The sequence below is a fragment of the Streptomyces sp. Ag82_O1-12 genome (genome assembly GCF_900182715.1).
GTDB classification, from domain to species: domain Bacteria; phylum Actinomycetota; class Actinomycetes; order Streptomycetales; family Streptomycetaceae; genus Streptomyces; species Streptomyces massasporeus.
Window position 1 is genome coordinate 2,977,774 of the sequence record NZ_FXUW01000001.1, and the last position, 23,579, is coordinate 3,001,352.

The following is a 23,579-nucleotide window of genomic DNA, read 5'->3' on the forward strand; positions in this document are numbered from 1 at the left end:
CTTGCTGCGATGGTTCTAGGGAACCGTCTCCGCCAACGCCCCGGTAGCCAACAGGGGTTAACACCTGACGCGTTAACCCCTGCCGACCTGCGGTGATCTCAGGCATGCTGCAATGAGGTCTCTGTAACCCAGGCAGGGCGGCGCCACGTGACGAACGGACTCAAGACAGCAAGGAGCGCACGGGAGTGGTCGCAAGAGCGGCTCGTTCGGGAGATCGAGCGCTATGCGCGACAACACATGCTCGACGTCGCATCAACAGCCAGCCTGCGCGTGTACGTCTCAGAGTGGGAAAACGGCCGGCGCTCCATCTCAGCCCGCTACGCGAAGATACTGCGAGCGCTGCTGGGCATCACGGACGACGAGCTGGCGGGCAGGACAGAGTTGCTGGTGCCTGCCGCCACGACCGACGGATACGACGAGCTCATGGGACGTATCGACGCGGTTCGCAGCATCAGCGTGACCATGGTGAGCACGTTCATGGATCAAACGGAACTGCTCCGGACCGTGGACCGACAGATGGGTGCAGCAAGCCTGGTCGACCAGATGACGGCCCACCTTGCGACGCTTGAGGACGCTCTCACCTTCGCCGTCCTGCCCGAGACACGGCGTCCAGTCGCACGCGCCTTGGCTGGAGCAGCGACACTGGCCGCCTGGCAAGCACTTGACGTCGGAGCCATCGAGCGAGCCTGGCGGCACTACGAGTTGGGCAAGCGAGCCGCCCAAGAGGCTGAAGAGCCGATGTACCTGGCACACGCCACAGCCGAGCAGGCCTACGTCCTCTGCGACGCCGGACGCGCACCCATGGCAGTGCAGCTCATCCACGAGGCCCAGCGACTCGGCGGAAAGGCCATGTCCCCCCGCCTTACAGCCTGGCTGTACGCCGCAGAAGCCGAGATATGCGCCCGGGCGGGTATGCCCGACGCCTGCAAGCGCGCATTGGAGAGCGCGGCGCGCTCCCTGCCCTCGGGTGACGAAGCCCGTGACCCCGACATGCTGAGCATCTTCCTCAACGGCGGGCACCTCGCCAGATGGCGAGGTAACGCGCTGGCTCTGATCGGGGACGAAGAAGCGGTAGAAAGCCTCTACACCGCTCTGGACACCGCCGACCCGACGTTCATACGGGCCTCCGCAGGTATGCGTTGCGACCTGGCCCAGGCACACATAGCCCGCGGCGAGTACGACCAGGCGCACAAGCACCTCCGCCAGGCCCGCTTGATAGCGAACCGCACCGGGTCCGTACGCCAACGGCGTCGAGTCGAACAGCTCACGCAGCGTTTGTAGGCGGAGCTCCAGCACCTCGTGCGGAGAGGACATGGAGCAAGGCCACGAGCGTGCCGGAGCCCATGAGTTCACCCCCGGCCATGAGGCCAGGAATGTCGGCAAGCGGCACCCAGGCGATGTGCCCGGCCTCCTCCAAATCGGAAGGCTCACCAACGAGCTTGGCGCCCTTGCCCACGAAGATGTCGTGCGGCGAATCGACCATGCCCACCATGGGCTGATACGTGACCACGTGCTCCAAGGAATCCGGCCGCCAACCAGTCTCCTCCTCGACCTCACGCAGCGCCGTCTGCAAGGAGTCCTCCCCCTCGTCGACAATGCCGCCCGGGAGCTCCCACCCGAACGAGTCGGGCACGAAGCGGTAGCGCCACATCATCAGGACACGGTCCTGGTCGTCGATGACGGCCGCGATGGCCACGTGGTGAAGTTTCACGACGTGGTGCTCGAAGCGGTCGACCCCTGGCGGTTCGACGTCGACGAGGCTGAGCTTCACCCAGCGGTTGTCATACAGAGTCCGCTCGCCATGGATCTGCCACCGTTCGACATCCGCCGGCGCCTGAGTCGTCACAGACCGATCCGGCACCCGGTAGGAGCTGCGACCGTGCACCTCGATCACACTCTCCGCAACGAGCTTGGCGAGCACCTGCCGTAGCGCGGTCCGGCCGATGGCCAGCTCTTCCGACAAGGTCCGCTCGGACGGGAGCTTGGAACCTGGGGGGTACTGTCCCGTCGCGATCCACTCGCGAATCGTGCGGTAGACCCGCTCCGACTTGGGTCCCATCCGGTTAGCACGCTCCCTGTCGTCCTCTTATGTCGGCTGGCACAAGCGTAGCCCGGAGCCCACTCTCAAGAGTAGGCACTGACGGCGTGGACGATCAGTAGCCAAGAGCGCGGTAGAACTTTCTCTACTTCATCAAGGCGGCTCGCTCCGCTCCCCGCGCGCGGCCCGGCCCCCGGCCGGGCCTGCGCTCCTGTCTCCGCCCCGCTCCAGCCCGGCCGGCGCCCGTGCCGCGCCCCCAGCGATCAGCCACCTGATGCCAGGGAAGGGGTACGTCGTGGCTGGGGCGGTCGGCTCCTCGGCTTTAGGCAGCCACTTTGGCGCGAGCCTCGAAGATCATGGCCCCAACGTCGTGCTTTACCGGGCAGGTCCACAGACTGCCCGACGCGCCGGAAGCTTACGGGGCCATGATCACTCGCACCAAAGCAGCTCCAGCCCAAAGCCGCTCCGCCGACCTCAACTGGTCGATCTACCAAGCACCTACCTAGGAATCGACGTGACTGTTACTGCCGGACTTTGCCCTCGCGCCGCGACGCTTCGGATAGTTAGACCACCGCTTCGTATACTCAGAGTCCTCACGAATAGAGAGACGAAGCACCTCGCTCGAATTCTCATACATGGCCGACCTGAGAACATACTGCGCCTCTGACACAGCAGGCAAGCCCGTCAAATAGTAGGACGAGGGGCGAACCAGTCGAAGAGTTTTTCCGTTTGCAGTGCCTAGTGTCAGCGTGCGGCGACCGTAACTATCCGTTTGCGATTCGCGAAGGCGCGAAACTACTGGCAGAAACCCAGCCTCCTCCGCCTCAGCAAGAACCGTCTCCGCCGCGTTGATTGCACCCAATACATCATCCTGCGTCGGGAATTTTGGGTTCGTATGCTGAAGCACATTTCTGATCTCATCAACCTTACCTGCGTTCAACTTACGCGACGCAGTGGTCAACATCGCTACGATTCGAGATCTCGCGGTCGAATCTAGGTCTAGGTAGGGGTAGATGTGCTTGAAGAGGAACGTGTACGGAGATGCGGAGCGCAGAATTTTAGGGTAATCACTAACACTGCGCTTGGTAGTATCGTCGGATTTCAAAAGCTTCAAGCGGTTAGCTAGAACATCGAACCCTCTAACCATTGGGAAAAGCGTCCACTTACCGTCGCTGGAGAAGTGAATATCTGACTGCTCGCGACTTAGTTCCTCGATAGTGAAAGCAACAGCCTCCTCGGGCGAGTAGACGAACCCCGACGTCGCATAATGATCACGCAGAAGGGCCCAGGTCGCTAGCTTGAGATATTCCTGAAGCAGACCCTCCAACTTCACGAAGAAATTCGAAGCGACTGCTCTGATGTCTGCCTGATCCGCCGACGCGTAGGTGTGGGTCCGCATTGCTAGTTCCCTCAACCTAGTGCCATATTGTCGAAAGTCCAGCAAGACATCGGATTCGGACGGTCCGTCGATACCCAGGCGCCAAGTAATCGCCCGCCGAAGTGCTTCCTCGTTCGACAAGCGCTCCCTGGCACGGGGGCCAATTCCGACGAATTTTTCCGCAGCTACGAGGTTCGCGCCGCTGTCAAAGATCAGCGATCCCAGCGCTCCATCTAGCGGACCGCCGCACACAAACTGGTCCAATTGCTCCTGGAACGAAGTGCCGTCTGTTCCCCTGATCAGCCACTCAAGTCTCTCTCGTTCTGCCGGGTTCCCGAGGTCAAAGAGGTTTGAAATCAGATGGCGACTCCGCAGCAAAGCCAACGAAGAGCTACCGAGAAACCTGACACCTCTACTCGCACACTCAGGCACTAGGTCGAAGTACCCCGTCGCCTTAACGCCTCTAGGAGACTTGCGAATCTCGGCAGGCGGAATATTGATGCTGCCGGACAGAATGAGCGAGTCCAAGGAATCAATGATCTCGTCATCTCGACACAAGAGGATCAGTTGAAGCATCTGAGCCTCATTGAGATCCTCGGTAAACTTTTCGGCTTCCTTGACTTCCCGCCCAAGTTCAGAGATCGATGCTCGCAGTCTGCCTTGGGTAAAGTTGAGTAGGTCGTGCAGAATCAGGCGCATTTCTTCAACGGAAAACGCATCACCGACAAGGCTCGGAATCCCTGCTGAATGCTTCCACGAGAAAGGATTAACATGAGCAGCAATCTGATCACGCAGGAAGTCTTCCCACTCACCTTCCGCGCTATCTTGCCGTGACAGCACCTCGCGCATCTTAGTACGAACCTTCGAAATCTTCGATGTACCCGTTTCGAGGAGGACGTTATGCACCCGCATGCATGACAGGTCATCACAGTGATAAAGGGGAACCCAAACCGAAGGGGGACAGTACCTAACCTCCCGAGAGCGCAGGAGCCCCCACGGTCCAACTACGTAGTCATGCAGCTGAAATACCCCTTGGGGGGACCCAGCCAACAAAGTCATTGTGTCTTTGTGAGTCAAAGTATCGTTGTTGTCTTTGAGCTCATCGAAGGCCTTATCGTAGAGCTCTCGCCCGTAAATATACGGGAAAAGAACTCTCTCCTTTTTAATCTCGTCTGAAACCACCTTCTCAATCGACTCGATGTTGGTTTCATCCGCATCTACTAGCAGCTCATTCCAAGAGACTTGCAGGAACGTAGCCAGCGTGCATTCATTGCGGGGGTTGGCGTTGCTCTGCACTCGCGCAACGAGCCCTGCACCAGCAGAAGTGAGTCTGATTGCCGCCGTCAAACGGGGCGGGACCTCATAAGCTTCTGAGATAATGCAAGACCTGAGGAGGTCGGCCAGGCAATCGATCCGAAGGATTCGTTCCTGTGTCTCAGGGTTCGAATAGAGCTTCTGGATCTGCTCACGCGTCAGCTTTTCGGCCACCTTCTGCCTCCCCAGGCCTTGGAACTCTCACCAGGCTACGGACGGCCACGAGTGTTCGCAGGGGTTTCCGTCTTAAACATGTGGGCAGGCGACAGCTTGACTTGCATCCGATGCGGGAAGGCAGGTTGCCCCTCGGGTGTTCTGCCAACGGGACACGCTTCTGACCACCCCTCAACCCGAGTGATCGCAGCTTCCCAAGCTGATGTCACGGCAGCTGCGCAGGCCAGGGACCTTGTCAGCGTCGACCAGTAGCCTGCGATGATCAGCCGTAGCACCTGGAGGCTTCGTGGACGCTACCGCTCTCGTCAGTCCCAACCGACTGTGGTCAGCGCAGCAGGTCTTGCTGCGCCCGAGCCCTGTCCCGGGAGTTGCAGGGGTTTACGGGTGGCACTTCGAGCAACCGCCCCATCCGGATCTGGACGGCCGGCGCCTGCTCTACGTCGGAATAGCCCCGCGGTACATGGCCAACCGGACCAGCACCCAGAACCTGCGCAAGCGGGTGCGCTACCACTACCGGGGCAACGCGGCCGGCTCGACACTGCGGCTCACCCTCGGGTGCATGCTCGGCCTTGAGCTGCGCCGCGTGGGCAGCGGCAAGCGGATGACCTTCGGCAAGGCCGGCGAAGCGACCCTGAGCCAGTGGATGGCGGACAACGCGCGGGTGTGCTGGATTGAGCAGAGCGAACCATGGGACCTGGAGTCACAGCTCATTGCCCAGCTCGACCTCCCGCTGAACCTCGACCAGAACCGCCACAACGCGTTCCACAGTCGTCTGAAGGAGATGCGAGCCCAAGCACGTCAGCGAGCACGAGAGTTGCCCATCAGCTCGTAGGCCGCCGAACGGGCCGTTGTCTGGGCCGTCCCTGGGCCGTCCGACGCTGCTCAACAATGGCCAATGACGACCAACGACGACCACCAGGCGCACGAGCCCACCGCCCCTGACCAGCAAAAACCCAGCTCACCAAGATCCCCGACAACACCCAGGGCAAGAAGACAGGCCCAGAGCACCCTTCGCAAACCCGGTCCGTCGTTGGTCGCAGGTGGTGCGTGCGCCGTGACCAACGGCGGATCACGGGCCTCAACCAGCAACGCACGAAGGTGCTGGGGGTGGGCCGCTCTCGTCGCCGAAAGCACGCCTGGCCGTGTCTGACATACGCCCCACGGCTCGAAGCCTGACCCGACCAGCGGTGATCACTTCGTCTGCTGAGCCCGTGCCGGAGCGCCACGCATGCACAGCCTTGAACTCGTTGTCGAGGCTCCTACGCGCATGGACGGCCGCCTGCGCCACCCCAGCAGGTCCTTCAACGCTGACGATCGCTTGTGCCTGGATAACGTCAGACAATGCGCTCCGTACGATGGAGGCGCGATCACGGTACTCGTCGTCAGTGATGTTCTCTTCCCTCGCCTCACCGATAAGGCCGGCACATCGGATCGCTGCAGTAATGAACTGCGTGTATGCGTCACGTCGGACGGAGCGCTCCTCAACCGCCCGACGCTCGGCTCTATCTGCTGCAGCTAGCTCTCGTTGTGCTGTGGTCTGATGGCGTACGCTCCGCAACGCAATCCAGGAGGCGAGTCCCGACGCTGCAAACGCAGCACCGGCACTGACGGCGGCGGTGACCAATGTGTCGCTCACTCATCAATCTCACCAGATCTCGGCCGGACAGAAAGTTCCGTGCTGGAGACTGATTGGCAGCGTACGGCTCCAACCTCCGACCGCCCAAGCTCCCACGAGCAGTGGTTGTCGCATCAGGTAGGGCGGCGGCGACACCGGTCAACCACGGTCACAAAGAAAGGCCACCATGCATCCCGATCACCGCTGTTTCCGCAGGTCAGCGGGCTTATAGCGCTGGCCAGCCGGTGATTCCCAAGCTCAGGTTGCGTCTCCCTGAGTCTCGGAACGCTTGCCGCCCCGCCGATAGTTGTCGGCGCGGGGATGCAGGCTCCGCCCTCATTCAGCGCAAGCGGGAGTGGGCTCCCACGGAGTCTGCCCTCATTCGGCCCTTCTTGATCCTGTCGACTAGCGGGTGACCTACGCCTGGTCAGATCTTCGGAACACCGAGGTCCGCGAAGAGCTGCCTCGTAGCCGGGTCGACCGAGTAGAGAACGGTGCCACGGATCGAACGCGTCATCAGAACGCCGTAGGCGTTACGGATTCGCTCCGCCAGCTCGTCATCCGAACGGACTCGGCTGGCTTTGCTTCGCACATGCTCACGATCCAGGACCCAGCAGCCGCCGTCCCAGGTGAGATCGGGTCCCATAATGACGCCGCCCCACTCGTACTCAAGCCCTTGCGCGGTGTGAACACAGCCGATCTGCCCGAAGCCGCCCGGGTCCGTGGCCCAGAACCGGCGCTTCGGTACCCCTGGCGTCGGGTGGTTGTCTCCAGCGTTCCAGGGGCGTGCCCAGTTCTTCTCTGGTGCGACGTCTGGAACAGTGCCGGTATCGTCAGTCCACTCCCAGCACATGCCGGCGGTCATTCGAGCGCTAGATCCCGCATCCACCTTTGCCTGCAGGAACTTCTCCATCCGCGCTGCGCTGTCCGTGTAGTACAGCTCGAACGGTTCCGGATCCTCGTCATCGTCGGTGTCCCATGGAAGGGGCGCGCCCAGGAGGAGACGTTGCACCCACGTGTCGTAGGTGGCACTCCCCACGGCCCGCAGCGCCCTGTCTAGCCGGATCGGCACGACCTCCGCCCTCAGGTCCTGGATCGCCTCAATCAGGTCGGCTTCAGACCACACCTCCTCAGCGAACAGCCGCTGATCGCCGTCGATGAAGAAGACAGGGACCCTCGCCCGCGTCACGATCACGGATACAGACGATTCGCCAGGACGCATGGAGAACGAGCCCGTCTGCGGACGCTCGGTGAGCCGATGCGCCTCGTCGCACAGCAGCAGGTCGAGCTCGTTGGGCCCCATCTTGTCCGCGACCTGGTTCAAGGTCATGAAGGCCTTGCCCTTGCCCTTGACGCCACGCTTGAAGTTCTCCCTGGAGGCGACACCCCCCGACACGAAACGCGCGTCGTAGCCCTCTCTGAGGGCGTCACCTAACAGGGTGAGTGCGACGAGCGACTTCCCTGTGCCCGCGCGACCGCTGACGACATAGACCTTCTTAAGGCCGGATGAAGAGGTCTCACGCACCGAACGCATGATGCCGTTTACAGCTTCGAGTTGTCTCTCCACCAAGCTGAACTTCGTGTGACCATTAACGATGGCCCCGGCCTCGGAGGTGAGGAGCGCACTCGAGCGACGGCGTTGAAGGAGCGCCTGCGCGGCTTCGTCACCCGCAGCCGAACTGAAGTTGGCTTTCAGGAATTTCCGGAGATCTGCGGGCTGGCGCGCGGTGAAGGTGGGGATCCCACGGCATGGAACGACCCGGCTGACCCACTGGGACTCCAGGTCCTTGAGGTTGTGTAGATAAGCGGCGCCGACAAGATGCACATACCGGTCGTCGAACATGCTGTGATAGCGCTTGAGCGAGTCCAAGGCGCCCTTCACCTGCACGGCCGGATGCTTCTTGTGCTCTCCGTACCCAGGCGCGAAGACGAATTCGAGGGCACACTGATCGCAAAGCATGACGGCGGCCGGGTCTTTGCACTGCGAGCAAAGACGCTTCCTGCTTGCCGACAAGGTCGGACGCTGCACCTCGCGCCACTGCTTCAATTCGACGGCGGCAAAGCTGAGCCCGCCCTTCGGGTGAAGGCCAGCGAGGACCACGTCGATGCCGTCCATCCCCGGGTGAACCCGGTACTCCACGAACATCCACACCTTGCCCAGGCCGACGTCGACCAGTGCCGTGGCAACCTCATAGACGCTTTCCCGCCACGAGTCGACTTCACCCACCGAGGGTTGCTTGTCGTTCGGGTGAGCGTCGCGGTAACACTGCTCAATTTTCGGAATCAGCCGATCGTTGTCCCGCAACAGCTGCTCGGCAGGCCAATACGCCTCCAATTCCGACCATGCGCCCCCGCCGGCCATCCTGCTCCCACTCCCCGATGTTGAACGCCTGGCTCAGTGACACACCGGTAGCCTTCAGTTCGCTAGTCGGTGTCCCAGGGACGAGCGAGTATCCCAGCAGCCAAGAGTGTCGGCAAGCGATCATCGGTTGGCTGGGGTGCTAGCCTCAACCCTCCCCGGCGGCGGACACGCGACCGAGCTACGGCTCACCGACTCGCTTCCGTTCCGCCGGGCCCCAGCTTCATCCGGCAGGACGGTTGGGATCAGTCGGCTTCGCCACGCAGCTCTGCGGCGAGCTCTTCGAACTCCTCGAGGGCGAGACGCAGATCCTGCACGACGTCCCGGGCAATCTCCTCAGGAGGCGCCAGCCAGCCGACGCCGGTCTGCTCCAGGGACCACGTGAGGTCCAAGCGTGCCTGGTCCTGGTCCAGCACGTCCTGGACGTCGAAGCATCGAAAGCGGTCCGTCTCGACCCGGTCCGTGCGCGGTCGGCCCGGCAGATACGCAGAGACGAAGTCGTCTAGATCGGTCTGGAGAAGTGGGTCATGCGCGGGCGCGGACTGCCGGCCCGAGCGCATGTCGTAAACCCAGACCTTGGCTGTCTGGGGGCGGTCGTCCGTGCGGTGTGCCGGTCGGTCGAAGAAGAGGACGTTCGCCCTGATCCCGCTGCTGTGGAAGATGCCGACAGGCAACCTGAGCACGGTATGGACGTCGAAGTGCTCGAGTAGATGCCGTCGCACGGTCTCGGCTGCGCTCCCGGCGAAAAGCATGCTGTCCGGTACAACAACGGCTGCACGACCCGGCGTCGCCGTAAGCGACATCACGTGTTGCAGGAAGTTGACCTGTTTGTCGATCGACCCGGTCACGAAGTCTGCTCGCGCGAGCGCGTCATATCGGGCGGTGCTGAAGGATCCGACCGGTACTGCTGCATGCCTGCCGAAAGGCGGGTGCGCAAGCACCAGTGAGGCTCGCCGCTCGGGCGGTTGAGCGAGAGCGTCGCCCACAGCGATCAGTGTCGGCTGCCCGGCAGAGGCGACGCTGTGCAGCAGCAGGTTCGCCGTCGCCAACCGAGCTGTGCTGGGCACCAGTTCGTTTCCCCGGATTTGCTGTGTGCGGTAGCGGACCCACTCTTCGGCGGTCGCGTGAGCCATATGATGCTGCATGAGGTACGCGTGCGCGCCGATCAGGAACCCGCCCGTACCGCAGGCCGGGTCGGTGATGGTGTCGGTCAGCTCCGGTTGGATCGCGTCGACAATGGCGTCGATGAGCGGACGAGGTGTGAAGTACTGGCCTGCGCCGCTCCTGACATCGTTCATCGCCCTCTCCAGGAGGGCGTCATAGGCGTCGCTCAAGACGTCAATGCCGTGCACGCTCCATGTGGACGCGTCGAAGAGGTCGCGCACAAGGCGGCGCAGCAACCCTGCGTCCTGGATATGGTTCTGCGCTCCTGCGAAGACACCATCCAGCATTGAACCGGTCCCATGACGCGATCGATAGTAAAGAACCTCGCTGAAATGGGCTCGAAGATCTTCTCCCTGCCGCTGGGTCAATGAGCCCCACCGGTACGGCTCAGGGGGAGCTGGCCAGCTTTCCCTGAGCCCGGTGAGAGGCGGACTTAGCCGTTCGTCCTCGAGCTTGAGCATGAGTAGATAGGTGAGCTGCTCGACAGCTTCCACGGTGGACAGCCCGCGGTCACACAGCACGGTGCAGTAGTCGACGAGTTTGTCGGCCAGTCTCGCCACCTTGCCGTTCGATACCGCCACTGGCTGGGAGAAGTGACGGGAGAAGGGAAGTGTGCCGGTCATAGCTCGAGCTCCAGCTGCACAGCGGCGATGTTGGTGTTGGGGTCCCGGGCGGCCGTCGGCCATAGGGTGGGCCTCTGGCCTGATCGTTGGATGCTGTCGTCCACCCGGTGCAGCGCCGGCTGGACTGGCAGCACGCCCTCTTGCTGCGGTGTGCCGACGCCAGCGGGACCGACGAACTGCCCGGTACAGGCCGCATCAGTAAGTGCTCGGCGCAACTGCTCCGACTTCTCCTGGGCCATCTCCACCTGGGCATAGAGTCGTTGTGCTCCCAGCGTCCAGGCGGTGGCTTTCTGCCCCAGCCGTTCCTGTTCGCCTGGAGGTGCGATGGGAATCGAGATGCCTCTCAAGCCAGCCTGAGAAATGTGTTGCATCGACGCGACGACGCCCCTGCTCCGTTGCGCGATCTGAGTGCGCACGTAGGTGGTGGCAAGCAGCCGTGCCAGCCAGCGCCCATCGACGTTTTCCTCTGGCACCAGCCGAAGACTCTTGTCGCTCAGGAGCAGGCGCCGGCGGCATGCTATGACTTGGACCGCCGCACCGACATGGTCAGGGGAGTTGGCGCGGCACAGCAAGACATCGCCAGCTCTGATCTCATGTCTCTCATCGATGGGTGCGCCGGCTCGAACAGCCTTGTTCTCGGTCTCCCGGAAGACGCCTCGTGTCATGGCGCTGGTCTTGATCACCCCCCACTCGTTATCCCGCGCGGGCCGCCTGTTGTACTCCAGTGACCGGCCCGCTTCGATCCTCTTGATGACATCGCCGAGCTGCCCCCAGGACCAGCCGGGAGGAAGATCTTCAAAGGGCGCATCACAGCACGGGGTCAGGGCATCATGGGCAGCGTCCTGCAGGAGTGTCACTCCTGCGGCCGCGCGACGCAGAGCCTCACCACCGCGATCCAGGCACCGGAGCCGTTCCCCCAGCATGTCGAGGATGCGATGCTGCTCCGCCAACGGCGGCAAGGGCAGTCTGATCTCATGCAGTGTGCGCATGGCCAGCGAGCGCATGCGGCCGCCGCCCGAAGCTGCATCGAGCTGGTCACGCACCTGGGAGGACTGCCACAGATGACCCAGATACTCAGGGTGCAGGATCTCGGGTCGCACTCGTACACGCACGATGCTGCTCGGAAGGGCCACCGGCGCGGACCCGTCCCCGATCAGCGCCCCGCGACCGAGCCGGTCCAGAGTCCCCGCGCTACGACAGATGAGAAAGTCGCCCTCACAGGCAAGAACCGGAGCCCCTCCCCCAGCACCCCTCACGCTCTCGTCGACATCTCTGCAGTCCACCCCTGCTGGGGACAGTGCCGTTGGACGCAGCACCTTCCATCGGCCGTTGGCTCCGTTCGCCTTCGATCGCCCGCTCGCCAGCGGGCTGCGCAAAACGTCGGCCAGCCGAATCTCCACCCAACCGGGAGGCAGCTCTAACTCCGCCAAAGCGAAATCCCCTCAACGCTCCCACGAGTGTCCGGCACGGCACCCCTGCAACCCAGCCCGAAACCAGCGCACTCACACCCGGCACGTCATATCGCCGCCCTACTGCACAACGTGCCCCTCTGTGGCGATAGCTCTCCGGGAGCTCACCAGGGTAGCCGTGACAATCATGCCTGAGAGGGACGGGCTGGAGCTGGAATCGGCCGTCCCTCGGAGTCGTCCTCATCCAGCGCGAGAGGGAATCAAGGGCAGGGAGCCGGGAGCCCCGGACCGTCACCGGGGCTCCCCGCGGCGCTGCAACAGCGGCCGTTCAGTTTTCTCAGTGGCGACCAGGCGGGACCGGCCTGCGTACGCGGCTGGTCGCCACGCGCAGCACGTCCCGCAAGGCGGTGGTCAGCTGGGCGGCGAGAAGATGCAGCTCCTCCAAGTCTTCGGTCTCGTCGTCGAGTACCTGACGTGCATGTTCCAGCAGTTGAGACGCCATACCGAGTTGGTACGCCTCGATGTGGTCTGCCAGGCGAGACACGTAGCCACCTTGGTCGTCGGTGCTCAGGTAGCACGGTTTGCCGTCCGGCCCCGCCCAGGGGAGGAGCCTCAGTTCGTCCCGTGTCGTCATCTCTGAGCTCGTCCCTCGGTGGCCTCGATGGCGGGCGCCAGCGGGCCGCTGGATGCAAAGTTCGTCACCGCGTCACCCCCAGGCCGAGACTGTTGAGACGCCGCGTGGCACACACAGCCGCAAGCCTCGTAGATCAACGGAAGGTCGACCGGTGCTGCATCCGGAGTGGACTCCGTGCAGGCCTGGTGCGTGCCGATCTGGCAAGCAGTCGAGCGATACGAGGTGGCTGAAGCGTCCGGGCGAAGAATCTGCCGCCGTGTGGGCATCAGTGAGCCCCCAGGCGTGCCGACCATGCGTCGGTCGGCAGGTAAGGAGCAATAGCGACCGTCGAGGGCCGTCGGGCGGCGCGCTCTTCGTGCACCAGTACATATGGGCGGACCAATGCAGCGTCCTCACCCCTGAGCGGGTGATGGTGACCCGGCTTAAGCACGGCCTGCCCCAGGACGAGCGTCGGCTCGTCAGACGCCGAGCGAGCTGGGGCGATCGGTGGCTGGGAGGGCCATAACGGGCGGCGGTGCCTGCCGCCCCCGGGGAAGTGCCGCGCTCTGGTGAGAGCCACGGCACGGCGGATACGGTTGAGCACGCTGGTCAGCTCCTATCGCTGATGGCTCGGTCCCCCGACATCGCCCGTCGTGGGGACCGCTTTGCGTACGACCGCCCAGAGGGTGCGGCCGTTCATGCTGGTGGCGAGGAGCCCGAACCGATCGGCCTCGGCCACCACCTCCAGGACCTCCCGCCATAAGTCGGCGGAGAGCGAGTCCGGCACCTCCGCCTCGACCGACGTGAACTGGTCGTGCTCCCCCACGCGCGCGGGAAGCCCGAGGTCGGACAGCCGGGCAGCGATGGCTGCCGTGCGATCTCCCGAAGCGGGCACAGGGCAGCCTCCGTCACCGGCGATCACTTTCAGTAAAGCTAGTTAACTAGGTTAGAGCTAGTGGACTAGATTTTCTATATGCCTGAGCAGCCGCCCTACCTCCGCATCGCCGACGAACTCCGGCGGCGCATCGCGGAGCACGTGTGGGAGCCGGGGGACCGGCTTCCCTCCCGCGCCCAGATCGGCCAGGATTGCGGCGTCGGCGAGAACGTGGTTCGTCGCGCGCAGGAGTTGCTGATCGCCCAGGGTGTGCTGGAGGGTCGCGCCGGATCAGGTACGTATGTCGCCGAGCCCCGGCAGCGGGTACGGGTTGTCCGTTCGTCGGCTCGCGAGCAGCCCGATGGGTCGCCGTTCCGCGCGGACATGAAGGCCATGGGCAAGCAAGGCGACTGGGAGAGCAGGACCGACGCCAAGGTGCCGTCCCCGGCCGACGTCGCGGCCCGACTGGGCATCGCCGAGGGCGACCTCTGCGTCCGGACTGCCTATGAGTTCCTGGCCGACGGCAGGCCGGTGCAGTTGTCCACGAGTTGGGAGCCGTACGACCTCACCGCCGGCACACTCGTCGTCCTCCCCGAGGGAGGCCCGCACGCAGGCGCGGGAGTCGTGAACCGCATGGCCGCGATTGGCGTCACCGTCAGCCACGCCGTCGAGCAGCCGGAGCCGAGGCAAGCGACCGCCGAGGAGGCGTCCCTACTCGGTATCCAGAAGGCCGCGCTCGTGACGCACATCCGGCGGACGTACTACAGCGACGACGGGCGGCCCGTGGAGACGGCGGACATCGTGGTGCCCGCCGCTCACTGCGAGATCGTCTACGAGATCCCGATCAACCGTCACTAGCCCTGCCCGCCCTCTGTCGAAGTCGAATGCGTGTCGAAAGCAGTTCGACGCGACGCCCGACACCGGAAAAGAAGCAGGTCAGCCGGGGCGGGACACCCGACCCACCAAGCGCCTTCTAAGCGCTTGGCCGCAGGTTCGAGTCCTGCCGGGGGCGCACACACCCTCTCCCTGCGGAAACGCGTGAGGGGTTCTTTGATGTCCGGATGCACATCGCTGTGAGACCAAGCGCCTTGACTGTCCACGCTCGTGGATACATACCCCGAGATCGGGGTTGCAGTTCGCGCCGACGGATGCCTGGCTACCGCTCCTCGTTCAGTACCTGGGCAGCCGCGCGTGGGTCCATGAGGTTGGACCACGCCTGTTCGGCCGGGAGCAGGTCCCGCTCTGGCAGGGCGTACTCCGGATACCAGCCCTCAGCCTCGCAGCCGGGGACGTTGCGCAGAATCAGCACGGTCAGGTTCGGCGGCACGGAGCCGGTGATCCGGACGGCGAGGTAGGTCTCATGGCCGTCGTCCGCGCGCACCTGGAGGCCAAGGGTGAAGGTGTCGAACTCGCGTGTGTGCTCACGGCCGTCGCGCAGCGTGGCGTGCGCCAGGTCCAGCAGAGTCGCCCGCAGGCGGCGCACGAAGCGGACACCAGCCTCGGCACGGTACCGGACATGGTCCTCGCGTTCGGGCAGGAGGTGAGCGGTGTGTGTCGCGGTCTTCAGCCCGTCGGAATGTTCCGCGTTGTAGCGAGCCCGGACGGCGCGGCCGTCGGCCTCCAGGGCTGCATAGAAGTCCTCGCCCGAGCCGTCCTCGCGCCGACCCGCCGCGACCAGCCACGGCAGATCGGCGTCCAGCCATACCGCGCCGCGCCATCGCTGCACCTTGACCTTGAACAACACCTGGTCGTCCACGGACCGGATGCGTTCGTGCTTGCCATCCTCGTCCGCGAACTGCTCGGATGCCTTGGCCAGCACCGGGTGGTCGATCTCGTCCAGCGGCACCGTGACCGGCGGCACCGCGAGGCACAAATCCTCGCGTAAGCAGCGCAGCGTCGGGCGGGCCGGGCGCAGCGGGCCGGGTCCGCTCATTCCTCGATTCCCCCGACCGCGTCGATCTCCTCCGCGGTCAGCCCGGTCAGCAGCATCACATCCGATTTCAGCGAGCCATCCAGCACACTGAGCGCCTCCACCATGCCGGACCGCAGATCCTCACGGCGCTGCTCCAGATACACCCGGACCGCCTCGGCCACCAGGTCCTTCTTCGTCAGCCCCAGGAAATGAGCGCCCTGGCTGATCAATTTGTCCGTCGCCGGGTCCACCTTCAGCGGGGACTGGCGCACCGACTTCGCCGCCGTCGTCATCGTCAACACCTCCGCCGCCATGGTACCCAAATACCTCACGGTGTAGTTGTTCCGGCGTCACCGCCGGCGAAACGCCCTGGCTCCGGCCGACGGCACGCGCCTCGCTACCCGAGACGACCATCGAGCAGGCATCCCGGAATCGTCAGCAAGCGCTTTGACGATTTTCGTTCGTAGGCGACCTGCGAACCCGCAGGTGAGCACATCGCTCAGGCCCGCGCACCTTCTAAGCGCTTGGCCACAGGTTCGAGTCCTGCCGGGGGCGCCTATAGCCTCTCACCTGCGAAAACGCGTGAGGGGCTCTTTTCGTGTCCGGATGTACATCGCTCTAGGGCAGGCGCCTTCACCTGTCCGCGATCGCGGGTAACGGTGTAGCACCGGGTAGCACGCCTTCGTATCGTGGACAGCATGACAGCGCAGCCGGAGATCACTCAGCGCGATCTGCGCACCCGCTCCAAAGAGATCATGGATGCCGTTCAGGGAGGACAGGCGTTCACCGTCACCCGCGACGGGCACCGTGTCGGCGAGCTGATCCCGCTCCGCCGCCGTCGCCGCTTCGTTCCCCGCGCCGAGTTCGCGGCCATGTCACGTACTGCCCCTGACATCTCGCTGGACGCCTTCCGCGACGACCAGGACACCGTCGTCGATCAGGAGTTGGACGACCCGTATGCCCGTTGAGCACGAGCAAGGCCTGCTCGACACCGACATCATGATCCTGCGCAAGTGGATCGACGCCGACGAGCTACCCGCGGAGATGGCCATCAGCGCCATCACCCTCGCGGAACTCTCCGCAGGCCCCCACCAGGTGCGCGGCGGCGAGCAGAGCGACTACGGCGAACACGCCGAGCGGGCCCGCCGCATGGACGTCCTGCAGCGTGCCGAAAATGAATTCGACCCCATCCCCTTCGACGTGGAGGCGGCCCGCATCTACGGCAGGATCTGCGCCGCCGTCGTCTCCACAGGCCGCAAGCCCCGTCGCCGTGTGGCCGACCTGATGATCGCCGCCGTCGCGGCCGCCGAGGGACTCCCCCTGTTCACCACCAACCCCGACGACTTCAAGGGCCTCGACGACTTGATCACCATCGTGCCCGTCACCCGGCCCGAGATCCGGCACGACCGGTAGTACCCCGTCCGCCCCTCCCCGCCCCGCCCTGCGCCGGAAACCAAGCTGGTTCCACTCCCGGTCCACGGACACCACCGCCCGTCACCAACTCACGTCACGCGAGACCTCGATCCGCACGGAGATGGCGCCCCGAGCCTCGATGCCGGCACGCGCCCATACAGTTGCCCGATGACGCCGATCAAGAAGTTCCAAGTCACCTTCGACTGCGCAGAACCCGAGCGGCTCGCTCGTTTCTGGTGCGAGGTGCTGGGGTACGTCATACCGCCGCCACCGGCGGGGTTTGCCACTTGGGACGATTTCACGCGCTCGCAGCCACCTGAGCAGCGGGATTCCTGGTTCGCCTGCGTCGATCCCTCAGGTGTGGGCCCGCGGCTGTACTTCCAGCGCGTCCCCGAGGGGAAGGCGGCCAAGAACCGGGTGCATCTTGATGTGCGGGTCGGCACCGGGCTCATGGGGGAAGAGCGCCTCGCCGCACTCGAGGCGGAATGCGCACGACTGGTCCCGCTCGGTGCGGTGCACGTGCGCACGCTGTACGACGGCCAAGATTCGTGTATCCCGATGCTGGACATCGAGGGCAACGAGTTCTGCATCGACTGAGAGGCTGAACGTGCCTTCGCCCTGTCCCGATGAGCCAGAGCGAAGGCACGGGGCGCGGTCATCAGCCAAAGGTCCCCGGGAAATGACGGCAAGCGCTTTGACGGCAGTCCGTCGCGAGCGACCAGCGAAGACGCAGGTGAGCACATCGCTCAACCCCTGACACCTTCTAAGCGCTTGGCCGCAGGTTCGAGACCTGCCGGGGGCGCAAGTCTCCGCCCTCCCCTTGGGGAGGGCTTTTTGCTGGTCAGGGCACATGCCAGCCGACCCGACGAAGCCCCGGACGCCCTCTTGATGATCAAGGGCGGGCTCCGGGGCCGTCCGGCTGTTGCCGGGCTTTCGCGGGTGGCCGTGTCGAATACGCGTCGAAGTTTCTGCGGGCCATGAGGTCAGTCAGCGCACGGCCGCTCGGGGAGATCTCCGGCAGCTGGTCACTCACGTCAAGACCGCGTCACCGCTACGGAAGACTCGGTTCAGGTGGTGGTCCAGGACTGCGGTCGCGGACTCCGGGCTGCGCTGGCCGACGAGGATGCTGGTGCCGAGTCCCGCAGACATGGCAAGCAGGCCGGCCGCCTCCAACCGTGCGTCCACACCGGGCTCGAGCAGCGCCGCTTCTTGCGCCTGCCGGAGGAGTTCGGTCAGCGCGTCTTCGGCGGCATCGGGGTTCTTGATGAAGGGCTGGGCTGCGAGCGCCGGGTCGTTCACGGCCAGAACCGCATATGACGTGTAGAGGTGGTGGAAGGTGCGGCTCTCGCCGTCTGTCGGTAGCGCCGCCATCAGCAGCGCCTTGACCATCGCGCGCGGACCAGGACTGTCTCCGGCGACCCGTAGACGGGCGGAGACCCGCTCCCCGAATCTCTCCGCCAGAAGCTCAAGCCCGAAGAGCAGCAACTTCTCCTTGGTCTGGAAGTAGTACTGCACCAGCCGCAGCGATACGCCCGCCTCCGCTGCCACATCGCGCATCCCGACGGCATGCAGTCCGCGTCGGTCGGCGACCCGGACGAGGGCCTCGGCGATCTCGGTGCGCCGTTCTGCGTGGTCCACGCGCTTGGGCATCGGCCGGTTCTCCCCTCCTGCTACGACTATCGCATCTTGATGATACAGCTGTACCAACTTCGTGGTACGTTCGTATCACAAAAATGAGACGCCGGAGGTGGCCATGCCCGAGACCGCTGCCCGACCCCGGGCCGATGTCGGCCGTTATGCGAGCGATGCCTGGCGGGATCGCTACTTCACGGCCTGCGACGCGGTGTACGCGATGGGGGCGCCCGCGCTCGCGGAAGAGGACGTGGAGACGTCCTTCGGTACGACTCACGTCTACCGCTATGGCCCCGCGAACGAGGCCGTCCGATCCCGAACCCCCGTCGTCCTGGTGCACGGGGCGGGCTCCTGTTCCGCCATGTGGTACCCGAACACCCCCGCTCTCAGCGCGGACCGCCCGGTCTACGCGATCGACACCTTGGGCGATCCCGGCCGCAGCGTGCAGCGCGAACCCATCCACCACCCCGAACATGCGGCGCAGTGGCTGGATGAGACGCTCGCCGGGCTCGGACTCGACCGCGTCCATCTCGTCGGCTCCTCCTACGGAGGCTGGCTTGCCCTGAACCAGGCGCACCGCGGGGCCGGTCGCCTCGCCTCGGTCACCTTGCTCGACCCCGGCGGCCTGGAGAAGGTGGGGTTGCGCTTCTTCGTCTGGATCTTCGCCAGCCTCTTCGCAACCTTCGCGCCCAAGGTGCTCCGTCCGCGACTCGCCGCCTGGCTCGAACAGCCGGTCCTCGTCGTGCCGGAGCTGCGCGCGATGATCAGAACGGCGGTTCGCGCCTACCGCATACGCCGTCCAGCGCCGCTTCCCCTGTCCGAGGAGGAGCTGTCCACCATCAGGACTCCGCTCTATCTGGTGCTCGGCAGGCGAAGCCTCCTCGTGCACCCGCAGCGGCAGGCAGAGCGTGTGCCGCGTCTGATCCCCGAAGCCCGAGCCGAGATCATCTCCAGCACGGGCCACGGGCCGCAGATCGACCACGCGGAGGAGATCAACCGCCGGATGCTGGACTTCATGGCCTCCGTCGACTGACAACCGCCCCGCCGACGGGCCAGGACAGTGACCAGGGACGGCCGGCCAGAGCCCGGGCCGGTAGCGCCCGGCCGGTTCGGCGTCGGCGGTGACCCCGAGGGGTTCGAGCAGCCCGGCCGCCACCCGTGCCTCCCGCTCCAGGCCCGGCACGCGGTACCCGGCGGACACCGCCCGCACCTCGGAGAACGCGTCCCGGGCGAGGGCCCGGGTGCGTGCCAGTTGCTCCTCGGCGCGCTGCGGATCGCTGCGGACGAGCCACCGGATCTGCTCGCTTCCCGGTCAGCGCCGCCGCACTGCCGACCGAGAGCCCGACGCCAGGTGGCGGAAGCCGGGGTGGCCGACGCGACGGAAGGCCAGGTGGTCCTGGCCGCCACCGTGGACGTGCGGGGCGCGATCGGGTCTGCGGGTGCCAAGGGGAGGCTTCCCGCGCCGTCCCCGAGGCGCGATCATGGCCCGGGGAACCGATCCACAGGCCGTGAAAGGGGCACGACGTGCGGCTGCGATGCGCTGTACTGGACGACTTCCAGCAGGTGGCGACCGAGGTCGCCGACTGGGCGGTGGTCGCGGACGACGTGGAGGTCGTGTCCTTCGACCGGCACATCGAGGGCGAGGACGACCTGACCGCGGCCCTGGCCGGTTTCGACATCGTGGTGACCCTGCGCGAACGCGTGCCGTTCCCCGGGTCGCTGATCGCCCGGCTGCCCCGGCTGAAACTGATCGTCGCCTCCGGCATGCGGAACTCGGTGATCGACTACGCGGCCGCCGAGGCGCACGGCGTCACCGTGTGCGGCACGGCCAGTTCCTCCACCCCGCCGGTCGAACTGACCTGGGCCCTGCTGCTCGGTCTCGCCCGCGGCATCGTCGAGGAGAGCAACGCGCTGCGCTCGGGCGGCCCCTGGCAGAGCACCGTCGGCGCCGATCTGCACGGCCGGTGTCTCGGTCTGCTCGGCCTGGGGAAGATCGGCAGCCGTGTCGCGCGGATCGGGCTCGCCTTCGGCATGCGGGTGAGCGCCTGGAGTCAGAACCTCACCCGGGAGCGCGCCGACGAGGTGGGCGTGGAACTCGCCGGTTCCAAGGAGGAACTGCTCGCGGACAGTGACTTCGTGTCCGTGCACCTCGCCCTCGGCGACCGCACCCGCGGCCTGCTCGGCCGGGCAGAACTCGCCCTCCTCAAACCGACCGCCTACCTGATCAACACCTCGCGGGCGGCGATCGTCGACCAGGACGCCCTCCTGGACGCCCTGCACGCGGGGCGGATCGCCGGCGCCGGCGTGGACGTCTTCGACGTCGAGCCCCTCCCCGCGGACCACCCGATGCGAACGGCACCCCGCCTCCTCGCCACCCCGCACCTCGGCTACGTCTCCCGCGCCAACTACGCGACGTACTACGGCCACGCCGTCGAGGACATCCGCGCGTTCCTCGACGGCACACCTGTGCGACGGCTCCCCTGAACGTCCCTGACCGCCCCTGACACCCTCGTGGCCGTCCAGGACGGGTGATCCGGCCATGATCGCCGTGACCACCCGTGCACGGGCGCGTTGAACGGGAAGCACGGCGGCGCCACCTGCCGCCGTGCTCACCGAGTCAGAAGGAGAACGTGATGTCTCGCATCGCGAAGGCAACCGGTGTCGCGCTCGGCACGGGTGCCGTGGTCCTCAGCGGGGCCGGCCTGGCCATGGCCGACGCGGGCGCCCAGGGCACGGCCGTCGGGTCGCCGGGCGTCCTCTCGGGCAACGTCGTCCAGGTCCCGATCCACATCCCGGTCAACGTGTGCGGCAACACCGTCAACGTCATCGGCCTGCTCAACCCGGCGTTCGGCAACGAGTGCGAGAACAAGAGCGAGCACCAGGGCCACCCGGGTGGCTACGGGTACGGCAACTGATCACACGCACCACCCCGTGCACCACGCGGAGAGCCCTGGCACCTCGAGCGCCGGGGCTCTCCTCGTGTACCCGGAGTCTCACGCGTACCGGTAGATCCGTGCGTGGTCCTCCAGCTGATCCGGTGTCATGTCCCACGGCGGCAGCTTCTCGTGCCGCGCCACGACCCGCCGGTACTGCGCACTGCCCGGAGCGGGCGGCTTCGCCGGCAGATAGCGGTGCTCGCGGTGCCGCCGCTGCCAGCGGGACCACACCAGGTCGATGAAGGCGTGGTGCATCCAGAACACCGGGTCGTTGACGGATGCGCCGCCGACCATGGCCCCGCCGACCCAGCGGTGCACCCGGTTGTGGTTCTGCCAGGAGGCGCTGCCCCGGCCGCTTCCCCATCCCTCCAGCTTGTTGCGGAAGCCCCTGGCGACCGTCGAGTCCCAGGGGGAGGCGTCGTAGACCGGGTCCTTCAGGGCGCGTTCCAGCTCGGCCTTGGTCGGCAGCTGGATCGGGTCGCGGGCACGGCCCAGGTCCCGGGTGAGGAACTCCTCGTCGGTCACGCCCTCCTTGATCTTCCAGTTGCCCTCCGCGTAGGCGAACGGCCCAGTCATCACCTGACGGTCGGAGCGCCGCCCGGTGCCGCCGAGGAGGTCCGCGGTCCAGGGCGCGGACGTGGTCGTGCGGTCGCGCGTCCAGTCCCAGTACGGCACCGACACCGACGCGTCGACCCGGCGCAGCGCCTTCTCCAGGTCCAGCAGGAACTGCCGGTGCCAAGGCAGGAAGGAGGGCGCCATGTGGGCCGTGCGCAGGCCGTTCTCGCCGTCGGAGGTGTAGTACTCGATGTGGGTGCGGACGAACTCGTCGTACTCGCCGCGCCGTTTCACCTCCAGCATCGCCTTCACGAAGCGGCGCTTCTCGGTGCGGGTGAGGGTGCTGACGTCCTTACGCGTGTACGCCATGGGCTCCCCCGTCCAGGTGTCCCGGGGCGTGGGCGGGCAGGTCGCGCAGGTGCCGCCCCGGGCCCAGTTCGTCGACGGCGGCGCGGGTGGCCGCCAGCGGGGTGGGGTAGGAGCGGTAGTGGTCGACCATGCTCAGCCAGCTGCCGTCGGCGCGGCGCATCAGGTGCAGCGGCCGGCCGTCCACGGTGACGTGCCAGTCCTCGTCACCGGCCTGCTGCTCCGGGGAGGGGATCGGCACGCCGCGGATGAGGCGGCCCCGATAGGTCTCCTCGAACATGCCGTCGCCGGCCCGCACGTCCGTGTTCTTGCCGTCGGTCTCCTCGGGCCAGGCGGCCACGGCGAGGGGGGTGAGCGCGGCGCCGGCGGCCACGGCCATCAGCCCCCGCAACACTCCCCGCCGGGTGCCTCTGGCATCCCCGTCTCCCGCCGCTCCCACCGGTACTCCACCGACGCCTACGACCATGTCGTGCTCCTCGTTCCGCTCGGGTTGTCACTGCGGTAACAGCCCGAAGGCCCCCGCGGTCACCACCGCGGGGGCCACACGAGAACACCCGGTGCGATCCGGCGTCCTACAGGCCGGGGCCGATGCCCAGGTCCGCGGTCGGCACCGTCTGCACCAGCGGGGCCAGTACGCCCACCTGCGGGAGCTTGGCCTCGGGCAGGCCGAAGCCGTCGGCGCTGGGCGAGGTGAGCGGGGCGTCGACGGAGGCGCCCGGGGCCAGCGTCCGCAGGTCGGAGGCGGGCGCGTCGACGCCGACGTGGTCGAAGCCGGTGCCGAGGATGTGCGGCAGGGGTGCGCGCAGGTCCGCGCCGGGCAGGCCACCGTGGACGGGCAGCTGCGGGACGGCGCGCTCGGGGAGGAGCCGGCCCTCGACGTAGCGGGGCCCCTCGGGCGAGCCCGGCACCGGCACGGGGAGCTGCCCGGTGGCCTCGGGCAGTTCCACGTCGAGCGCCTTCTCGGCACCGCCCAGCGGCAGGGGGACGGGGACCGTGCCGACCGCGGCGGCGGGGGTGGCGGCGGCACCGGCCGCGGCCGCCACACACGTGATCACTGCGGCGAGGGTTCCTCGGGTGGTCGACTTCATCTGGGGTACGGTCCCTTTCGCGTGTCGGGGGCTCAGCGTGCGTACCGAGTAACGAGCCGGGGAACCGCACCAGCGCACAATTCCCCCGACTGCCGCAGTAATACGACGGACCGGCC

General features: G+C 65.9%; 22 protein-coding genes and 1 tRNA gene. 10 read left to right on the forward strand and 13 right to left on the reverse strand.

The features are described 5' to 3' along the window. Window positions 1-147 precede the first annotated feature (147 nt). Window positions 148-1,281: a helix-turn-helix domain-containing protein gene (locus QOL88_RS13655; RefSeq protein WP_097216689.1), complete on the forward strand. Its 1,134-nt coding sequence runs from the start codon at window positions 148-150 to the stop codon at window positions 1,279-1,281. Here QOL88_RS13655 and QOL88_RS13660 read toward each other — a convergent pair. Both QOL88_RS13660 and QOL88_RS13665 read right to left on the reverse strand, forming a co-directional pair. Next, window positions 1,265-2,059: an NUDIX domain-containing protein gene (locus tag QOL88_RS13660; protein WP_097216690.1), complete on the reverse strand. Its 795-nt coding sequence runs from the start codon at window positions 2,057-2,059 to the stop codon at window positions 1,265-1,267. The two genes, QOL88_RS13655 and QOL88_RS13660, sit on opposite strands and share 17 nt — an antisense overlap. Window positions 2,060-2,540: 481 nt before the next feature. Beyond that, window positions 2,541-4,904: a hypothetical protein gene (locus tag QOL88_RS13665; protein WP_143668856.1), complete on the reverse strand. Its 2,364-nt coding sequence runs from the start codon at window positions 4,902-4,904 to the stop codon at window positions 2,541-2,543. 286 nt (window positions 4,905-5,190) lie between these two features. Here QOL88_RS13665 and QOL88_RS13670 point away from each other — a divergent pair, with 286 nt between their 5' ends. Further along, window positions 5,191-5,736, forward strand: a complete 546-nt coding sequence (locus tag QOL88_RS13670; protein ID WP_097216691.1) for a GIY-YIG nuclease family protein — start codon at window positions 5,191-5,193, stop codon at window positions 5,734-5,736. A 1,210-nt stretch (window positions 5,737-6,946) separates the two neighbouring features. On the opposite strand, the gene QOL88_RS13675 is transcribed toward QOL88_RS13670, so the two are convergent. From QOL88_RS13675 to QOL88_RS13695, 5 genes are all read right to left on the reverse strand, one after another. Then, window positions 6,947-8,881, reverse strand: a complete 1,935-nt coding sequence (locus QOL88_RS13675) for a DNA/RNA helicase domain-containing protein (protein ID WP_097216692.1) — start codon at window positions 8,879-8,881, stop codon at window positions 6,947-6,949. 242 nt (window positions 8,882-9,123) lie between these two features. Next, window positions 9,124-10,665 carry an HsdM family class I SAM-dependent methyltransferase gene (locus QOL88_RS13680; RefSeq protein ID WP_097216693.1) on the reverse strand — a complete coding sequence of 514 codons (1,542 nt, stop codon included), beginning with the start codon at window positions 10,663-10,665 and terminating at the stop codon, window positions 9,124-9,126. Continuing rightward, window positions 10,662-12,065, reverse strand: a complete 1,404-nt coding sequence (locus QOL88_RS13685; protein WP_306456201.1) for a restriction endonuclease subunit S — start codon at window positions 12,063-12,065, stop codon at window positions 10,662-10,664. The genes QOL88_RS13680 and QOL88_RS13685 overlap by 4 nt, the downstream gene beginning before the upstream one ends. 346 nt (window positions 12,066-12,411) lie before the next feature. Continuing rightward, a complete protein-coding gene (locus QOL88_RS13690) occupies window positions 12,412-12,708 on the reverse strand; it encodes a hypothetical protein (RefSeq protein ID WP_097216695.1) in 297 nt (98 codons plus the stop codon). Window positions 12,709-13,303: 595 nt separating this feature from the next. Beyond that, the gene (locus QOL88_RS13695; RefSeq protein WP_097216697.1) at window positions 13,304-13,582 is read right to left on the reverse strand and encodes a hypothetical protein; all 279 of its coding nucleotides are present in this window, start codon (window positions 13,580-13,582) and stop codon (window positions 13,304-13,306) included. Between the two features lie 78 nt (window positions 13,583-13,660). On the opposite strand from QOL88_RS13695, the gene QOL88_RS13700 reads away from it, so the two are divergent. After that, on the forward strand, window positions 13,661-14,419 hold the full coding sequence (locus QOL88_RS13700; RefSeq protein ID WP_097216698.1) for a GntR family transcriptional regulator: 759 nt from the start codon (window positions 13,661-13,663) through the stop codon (window positions 14,417-14,419). 75 nt (window positions 14,420-14,494) lie between these two features. After that, a tRNA-Arg gene (locus QOL88_RS13705) sits at window positions 14,495-14,570 on the forward strand. A 147-nt stretch (window positions 14,571-14,717) separates the two neighbouring features. Here QOL88_RS13705 and QOL88_RS13710 read toward each other — a convergent pair. Next, window positions 14,718-15,494 (reverse strand): hypothetical protein, encoded by a 777-nt coding sequence (locus QOL88_RS13710; RefSeq protein ID WP_257027767.1) that lies wholly within the window; start codon window positions 15,492-15,494, stop codon window positions 14,718-14,720. Further along, complete coding sequence (locus QOL88_RS13715; protein ID WP_257027768.1) at window positions 15,491-15,787, reverse strand: hypothetical protein; 297 nt, start codon at window positions 15,785-15,787, stop codon at window positions 15,491-15,493. The genes QOL88_RS13710 and QOL88_RS13715 overlap by 4 nt, the downstream gene beginning before the upstream one ends. 384 nt (window positions 15,788-16,171) lie before the next feature. On the opposite strand from QOL88_RS13715, the gene QOL88_RS13720 reads away from it, so the two are divergent. The 3 genes from QOL88_RS13720 to QOL88_RS13730 all read left to right on the forward strand — a co-directional run bounded on the left by QOL88_RS13720 (window position 16,172) and on the right by QOL88_RS13730 (window position 17,483). Then, window positions 16,172-16,441: a type II toxin-antitoxin system Phd/YefM family antitoxin gene (locus tag QOL88_RS13720; protein ID WP_179878855.1), complete on the forward strand. Its 270-nt coding sequence runs from the start codon at window positions 16,172-16,174 to the stop codon at window positions 16,439-16,441. Then, window positions 16,431-16,886, forward strand: a complete 456-nt coding sequence (locus tag QOL88_RS13725) for a type II toxin-antitoxin system VapC family toxin (RefSeq protein WP_097216700.1) — start codon at window positions 16,431-16,433, stop codon at window positions 16,884-16,886. Before QOL88_RS13720 ends, QOL88_RS13725 begins: the two co-directional genes overlap by 11 nt. A gap of 168 nt (window positions 16,887-17,054) precedes the next feature. Next, a complete protein-coding gene (locus tag QOL88_RS13730) occupies window positions 17,055-17,483 on the forward strand; it encodes a VOC family protein (RefSeq protein WP_097216701.1) in 429 nt (142 codons plus the stop codon). 432 nt (window positions 17,484-17,915) lie between these two features. On the opposite strand, the gene QOL88_RS13735 is transcribed toward QOL88_RS13730, so the two are convergent. After that, window positions 17,916-18,536 (reverse strand): TetR/AcrR family transcriptional regulator, encoded by a 621-nt coding sequence (locus QOL88_RS13735; protein WP_097216702.1) that lies wholly within the window; start codon window positions 18,534-18,536, stop codon window positions 17,916-17,918. 103 nt (window positions 18,537-18,639) lie between these two features. On the opposite strand from QOL88_RS13735, the gene QOL88_RS13740 reads away from it, so the two are divergent. From QOL88_RS13740 to QOL88_RS13750, 3 genes are all read left to right on the forward strand, one after another. Beyond that, window positions 18,640-19,551 (forward strand): alpha/beta fold hydrolase, encoded by a 912-nt coding sequence (locus tag QOL88_RS13740; RefSeq protein ID WP_097222982.1) that lies wholly within the window; start codon window positions 18,640-18,642, stop codon window positions 19,549-19,551. A 491-nt stretch (window positions 19,552-20,042) separates the two neighbouring features. After that, complete coding sequence (locus QOL88_RS13745; protein WP_097216703.1) at window positions 20,043-21,002, forward strand: D-2-hydroxyacid dehydrogenase family protein; 960 nt, start codon at window positions 20,043-20,045, stop codon at window positions 21,000-21,002. A gap of 149 nt (window positions 21,003-21,151) precedes the next feature. Continuing rightward, window positions 21,152-21,433 carry a chaplin gene (locus QOL88_RS13750; protein ID WP_097216704.1) on the forward strand — a complete coding sequence of 94 codons (282 nt, stop codon included), beginning with the start codon at window positions 21,152-21,154 and terminating at the stop codon, window positions 21,431-21,433. Window positions 21,434-21,511: 78 nt separating this feature from the next. Here QOL88_RS13750 and QOL88_RS13755 read toward each other — a convergent pair whose 3' ends face one another. The 3 genes from QOL88_RS13755 to QOL88_RS13765 form a co-directional block, all read right to left on the reverse strand. Continuing rightward, the gene (locus QOL88_RS13755; RefSeq protein WP_097216705.1) at window positions 21,512-22,378 is read right to left on the reverse strand and encodes a tyrosinase family protein; all 867 of its coding nucleotides are present in this window, start codon (window positions 22,376-22,378) and stop codon (window positions 21,512-21,514) included. Beyond that, window positions 22,362-22,754: a tyrosinase family oxidase copper chaperone gene (locus QOL88_RS13760; protein ID WP_373559283.1), complete on the reverse strand. Its 393-nt coding sequence runs from the start codon at window positions 22,752-22,754 to the stop codon at window positions 22,362-22,364. Before QOL88_RS13760 ends, QOL88_RS13755 begins: the two co-directional genes overlap by 17 nt. 193 nt (window positions 22,755-22,947) lie before the next feature. Continuing rightward, window positions 22,948-23,463, reverse strand: a complete 516-nt coding sequence (locus QOL88_RS13765) for a hypothetical protein (protein ID WP_097216707.1) — start codon at window positions 23,461-23,463, stop codon at window positions 22,948-22,950. Window positions 23,464-23,579: the final 116 nt, after the last annotated feature.